The organism is Dyella sp. (assembly GCF_035277725.1).
Classification (GTDB): domain Bacteria; phylum Pseudomonadota; class Gammaproteobacteria; order Xanthomonadales; family Rhodanobacteraceae; genus Dyella_B.
The window spans coordinates 1-5,435 of the sequence record NZ_DATEJY010000265.1; the positions used below are offsets into that span (position 1 = coordinate 1).

Here is a 5,435-nt window from a genome sequence, read left to right on the forward strand (position 1 = left end):
TGTTGGCGGCATGGTCGCATTGTATGAGCCCGATGCGGTGTTGGTTACCGGCAATACAAGTGTTGCGAAAGGCGCTGCACAAATTCGCGCGTTCTATGCCAGCTTTTTGGCAACCGGTGTTAAATTCAACGTCGGGGATCAGCGGCCAGCCATATTCAGCGGAGAGCTTGCCCTTACCTCCACGCAGTTGCCTAATGGCACAATCACGGCTGAGGTCGCGCGTAGGCAAAGCAATGGTTCGTGGCGTTGGGTTATCGATCAACCAGCTATTGCCAGGTAGTTCACTGCGTGTGCAACCTAACTACTCGCTCAACCGGACGCTTGCCCGTTGCGCGGGTTCTCGCCGGTTATCTCAAGCGTTAGGCGACACCAGCATGAATGAATACGTGTGGCTGAAGTTTTTCCACATTCTGATCGCCATTATCGCGCTGGGGACAAGCGCGGGGCTGGGCATCGTCATGGAATTCTATGGAGACCATCCCGTTCACGGGCTCTTCGTACTCCGCGCCGTAAAGCGCCTCGTGGCTTTCGTGGTGATTCCAGGTTACCTACTCATGGTTGTGACTGGCCTGTGGCTCACACATGACGCTTGGTCGTTTACCTTCAGATGGGTCCAAACTGCACTGGTTCTGTGGGTTCTTGGTGCGGTCGCTTTCACGGGTTCGCTCGTGCTTCTAAACAAGCAAATAGAGCTGTTCGAGGCAAACGGGCCTACTTCAACGTCGTACAAACGCGTTTCGTTGCTGGAGCGTTTCTTTGGCGGTGCGTCGGGGCTCATCATAGTCATCATTGTTTACCTCATGGTCGCCAAGCCGAGTCTTTCATGGTGATTGTGCCGCCCAACAAATCATTCCAGCGGACGCTTACCCGCTACGCGGGCTCACGCCGCTAAAATTGGCGCGTTAGCCTCATAAGGAGTCCTCTGTGCTCAAATCAATCAGTCACGTAGCCCTTGTCGTAACCGACCCCGCGCGTACTGCTCTCCTTTTCAAGGCTTTGTTCGCAACCCAGAGTGTCCGCCGCGTTGACGCGGATGGACACGACGAGACTTTCATCAACCTTGGCAATACCTGGTTCCTCCTCGCCAAAGCCACCGTTGAGCGGCAACGCACCGGCGACCACATCGCCTTCCATGTCACCAAAGCGGATCTCCTGGCAACTGTAGAGAAACTCAAAGCGATGAACCTGGAGTACATACTTGCCAGGGCAGACAGTTCACTGTATTTCTTTGACTACGATAATCACGTATTCGAACTCGATACGACAGATGTAAGCAGTGAACTTGGCCGTAGCGGCTGACGGTTCGTCCAACCGGACGCTCGCCTGCTACGCGGGTTGCCGTCGGCTGAGTTCAGGCGGTAGCACGCAACAAATCGTGTAGGAGATACCCGCCATGTCCGATACGGACAAGGTCTTTACCGGCTCCATACCGAAGCTCTACGAGACGCATCTTGTGCCGCTCATCTTTGAGCCTTACGCAACCGACTTGGCGGCACGACTGCATTCGAGGAATCCAACTCGCATCCTGGAAATTGCTGCCGGCACCGGCGTAGTGACTCGCGCTCTGGCCGCGGCGCTACCCGAAAGTGTCTCCATCGTCGCCACAGACTTGAATCAAGCCATGCTCGACCAAGCAGCGGCAACGGGAACTGTGCGGCCCGTCGAGTGGCGGCAAGCAGATGCGCTTGCCTTGCCCTTCGGGGCTGGCGCCTTTGATGCCGTGGTTTGTCAGTTCGGGGCGATGTTTTTCCCCGACAAGTCCAAGGCCTTTTCCGAAGTACGCCGCGTCCTCATGCCAGGGGGACTCTTCATTTTCAATGTGTGGGATCGGATCACTGAAAACGAATTTGCCGATACGGTCACGACAGCGCTTGAGTCCATCTTTCCCGAAGACCCGCCGCGCTTTCTGGCCCGCACGCCTCACGGCTATCATAACCTCCCGACCATCGAACGCGATCTCGTCAGCGGCGGTTTCCGGAAACCCGCAAAGATAGAGACGGTTGCGGCGCGCAGCCGCGCACAATCCCCCCACGTGCCTGCAGTGGCGTATTGCCAAGGCACTCCTCTGCGCAACGAGATCGAAGCACGCAATGCGTCGCGGCTTGGCGAAGCGACAGATGCTGCGGCCCGGGCGATCGCGCAACGATTTGGGCCGGACCCCGTAGATGGCAAGATCCAAGCGCACGTCATCTCGATTGAAGCCTGACGGTGGCGACATTGCGCTCAAACCAGTGGTTCCACGTGCCGACCCTCGCGCGGCGCGGGTCTGATGGAGCAAACGCAACTTTTACACGTGCGTCTCCCTGCGCAGGTCTTGATGTGATAAAACATACCAAGGCCATGATGTTACTCACATCGGCTTTTATTACTGCCTAAATGCAATGTTTGCATCCTGCGTTTAGGCGGTCGAATTTAAGTTAGCACTCAAAGCAGAGTTCCATGGCTGAACTGGTATATGTCGACAACTCTAACGTCTTCATCGAGGGCAAGCGCGTGAAGGCTGTTGAATCGGGGCTCGCGATGAACATCTATGACGCCATGAACAATCGAATTCTTGATAACAGCTACAAGATAGATTTTGGCCGCCTTCATCACTTCATCGCAGGCAAAGACAAAATGAAGATCAAGCGCTGCGTGCTGTTCGGAAGCCGCCCGCCGCCCAATGACTCGTTGTGAGACATAGCGCGACGGGCTGGATTCCAAGTGATCGTTGAAGACCGGAACATCGCGAACAAGGAAAAGAAGATCGATACAGGGATCGTCGCCGCGATGACCAAGGACGCCTATACGATCGCAGACAAAGCAACAGACACGATTACTTTGGTTGCAGGAGATGCGGATTTTGTCCCTTCAGTGCGCCCGCTGATGGAGGATGGGTTCAAAGTCGAAGTTGTTTTCTGGGACCACGCCGCCAAAGAGTTGCGCGAGTGCTGCTCAAAATTCATCTCACTCAACCCGATTCTCAATCACCTCGCATACTGAGTGCTTACTATTCGTCCAAGCGGACGCGCATTCGCGCGCCGCTTAACTCAAGTGTTATGTTTCAGAGGGCGCGGCATGAGAGGATCCATAAATTATCTTTTTTCGCAGTACGATCTGCGAGGTGTGCTCGAGAACAAACTCGGCTCCATGCGTGCCCAGGTTGAATCGATGAATCCTGACCAATTGCTCAACTCGAGCGAGGATGATTTGGTTTCGGCACTGGTTAAAGAATGTCGTGTCGAGCCGATCTCCCTTGCCGAAAGCGACATCTATGTCGATCAGGTTGAAACTCAGATTGATGTGAGCGGTGATCGAGATCGGCATATTCGAGACAGGTCGCGCCCCTTTCATATCAGTGGCACAGCGAACAAGTTTTTCGTCCCATTCTCAGGCGACTCTGGTCTATTCCACTGCCGACCGTCCACGTTCACTTCCGCGTCACCAATTGGTGACGTTTCTGGTAATGAACTCGTTCTGACATACACCAGTACGGGACATGATGCCCAAAGCATCAGAACTCAATTCGATCGAGACCTCGCTGAAATCAACCGCTACCTTCAATGGATCAAAAGTGATGTCGCCAGCCACAATCGAGGTGTGCAAGCTGAGGCGCAGGTAGCGGTAAAGCGGAGAAAAGAGAAAATTCTTGCGAATCGGGGCTTGGTATCGTCTCTCGGATTCCCGATGCGACAACGGACGAATGCTCCCAAGACGTATGTAGCTCCTGAGATAAAGCGGAAGCCAGCCGTAAGACTTCCGACGGCATCTACGGCAGCGTTCAAGCCAGAGCCGACGCTAGATACCAAAGAGTACGAACACATTCTGTCCGTTATCGACAATATGGTTTTGGTAATGGAGCGAAGCCCACGCGCATTCGCCGGAATGCAGGAGGAAGATCTTCGGCAGCACTTCTTGGTGCAGCTCAACGGCCAATACGAAGGACAGGCCACAGGGGAGACGTTCAACTACGAAGGCAAGACTGACATCTTGATTCGAGCTGAAGGTAGGAACGTGTTCATTGCCGAGTGCAAATTTTGGAGGGGAGAGAAGATGTTTGCTGAGACACTAGATCAAATTCTTGGGTACGTCTCTTGGCGCGATACCAAGACTGCCGTTCTTCTATTCAACAGGAACAAGGACTTTTCTGGTGTCTTAGAGACCGCCAAGGGCGCAATCGCAGCACATCCGAATTTCAAACACTTCGTGGAATACCGACGGGAAGCGGGATGGCGAACCATCTTCCACCATCGCGATGATCGGAATCGCGAACTCACGGTCACTGTGCATGCCTACGATGTTCCGACTAAGATTGAAACATAACAAATGTTTCGAGCCGAGGGGTTCAAAGCAACGCGCGGCTCAAATATGGCGTTAGGCATCTTCCAGAAAGGAGCACCCTAGAAATCAATGGGCGCGGGGTTCAGCGGCCGGCAAAATATCCCCGGAATGCGTTAATCACACTCCCTACATCCTCGGCGCTCACATCCAGGTGCGTGACCAGCCGCAGGTTTGCATTCGGCAGGATGAGGATGCCGGCGCTCTTGAGATGCCCGGCCAGTGGTTTGACATGCTCGGTCGCAATGCTTGCAAATACCATATTAGTCTGTACCGCGGTTGGATCAATTTTCATCTGCTTTATCTGCGCCAAACCCTCCGCCAGTTTTTTGGCATTGACGTGATCTTCCGCGAGCCGCTGCACATGATGTTTCAGCGCATATGAACCGGCGGCGGCCAGAATGCCGGCCTGACGCATGCCGCCGCCGAGAATTTTGCGTGCGCGGTGCGCCTTGGCAATCAACTCACGCTTGCCCACCAGCACCGTACCCACGGGACAGCCGAGTCCCTTTGACAGGCAAATCGAAACGCTGTTGAAGTGCTGAGTGATTTCTTTCACCGGCACGCCGAGTTTCACCGCGGCATTGAACACCCGCGCGCCGTCCAAATGGATACCGAGCTGGTGTGCGTGCGCAAATTCCACGGTGGCTTTTAGGTACGCGAGCGGCAACACCCGGCCGTTCTGGGTATTTTCCAGCACCAGCAGGCGCGTACGCGCGAAATGTGCGTCGTCCGGCTTGATAAGCGCCGCAACTTTCTTTAGGTCCAGCGTGCCGTCGGCTTCGTATTCCAGCGGCTGCGGCCAGAGGCTGCCCAATACCGCCGCGCCGCCCGCTTCGTATTTGAAGCTGTGGCCCAGGCTGCCGATGATGAATTCCTCACCGCGCCCGCAATGTGCCATGAGCGCGGCGAGGTTCGATTGCGTGCCGCTCGGAAAGAACAGACCGGCCTCGTGGCCGGTCAGGTCTGCAAGCGTCTCCTGCAGGCGATTGACGGTGGGATCGTCGCCGAACACGTCATCGCCCACCTCCGCTGCCGCCATGACCTGGCGCATCGCCGCCGTGGGCCGCGTCACCGTATCGCTGCGCAGATCAATCATGTTAGTCGTGTCGAAAGCA

Annotated in this window: 8 protein-coding genes; 7 read left to right on the forward strand and 1 reads right to left on the reverse strand. The window is 55.3% G+C overall.

The window, feature by feature from the left end; all coding sequences use genetic code 11:
* The 7 genes from VJR68_RS21315 to VJR68_RS21345 all read left to right on the forward strand — a co-directional run.
* Positions 1 to 280: hypothetical protein (locus tag VJR68_RS21315; protein ID WP_324150876.1), on the forward strand; the 280-nt coding region annotated here is incomplete at its 5' end.
* A 94-nt stretch (positions 281 to 374) separates the two neighbouring features.
* The gene (locus VJR68_RS21320; protein ID WP_324150877.1) at positions 375 to 830 is read left to right on the forward strand and encodes a DUF2269 family protein; all 456 of its coding nucleotides are present in this window, start codon (positions 375 to 377) and stop codon (positions 828 to 830) included.
* A 94-nt stretch (positions 831 to 924) separates the two neighbouring features.
* The gene (locus VJR68_RS21325) at positions 925 to 1,299 is read left to right on the forward strand and encodes a hypothetical protein (protein ID WP_324150878.1); all 375 of its coding nucleotides are present in this window, start codon (positions 925 to 927) and stop codon (positions 1,297 to 1,299) included.
* Between the two features lie 94 nt (positions 1,300 to 1,393).
* Positions 1,394 to 2,206: a class I SAM-dependent methyltransferase gene (locus VJR68_RS21330; RefSeq protein WP_324150879.1), complete on the forward strand. Its 813-nt coding sequence runs from the start codon at positions 1,394 to 1,396 to the stop codon at positions 2,204 to 2,206.
* A gap of 233 nt (positions 2,207 to 2,439) precedes the next feature.
* On the forward strand, positions 2,440 to 2,676 hold the full coding sequence (locus tag VJR68_RS21335) for a hypothetical protein (RefSeq protein ID WP_324150881.1): 237 nt from the start codon (positions 2,440 to 2,442) through the stop codon (positions 2,674 to 2,676).
* A gap of 3 nt (positions 2,677 to 2,679) precedes the next feature.
* Positions 2,680 to 2,982, forward strand: a complete 303-nt coding sequence (locus VJR68_RS21340) for an NYN domain-containing protein (RefSeq protein WP_324150884.1) — start codon at positions 2,680 to 2,682, stop codon at positions 2,980 to 2,982.
* Positions 2,983 to 3,105: 123 nt separating this feature from the next.
* The gene (locus VJR68_RS21345) at positions 3,106 to 4,302 is read left to right on the forward strand and encodes a hypothetical protein (RefSeq protein ID WP_324150883.1); all 1,197 of its coding nucleotides are present in this window, start codon (positions 3,106 to 3,108) and stop codon (positions 4,300 to 4,302) included.
* Positions 4,303 to 4,402: 100 nt separating this feature from the next.
* On the opposite strand, the gene ltaE is transcribed toward VJR68_RS21345, so the two are convergent.
* Complete coding sequence (gene ltaE / locus VJR68_RS21350; protein WP_324150885.1) at positions 4,403 to 5,416, reverse strand: low-specificity L-threonine aldolase; 1,014 nt, start codon at positions 5,414 to 5,416, stop codon at positions 4,403 to 4,405.
* Positions 5,417 to 5,435: the final 19 nt, after the last annotated feature.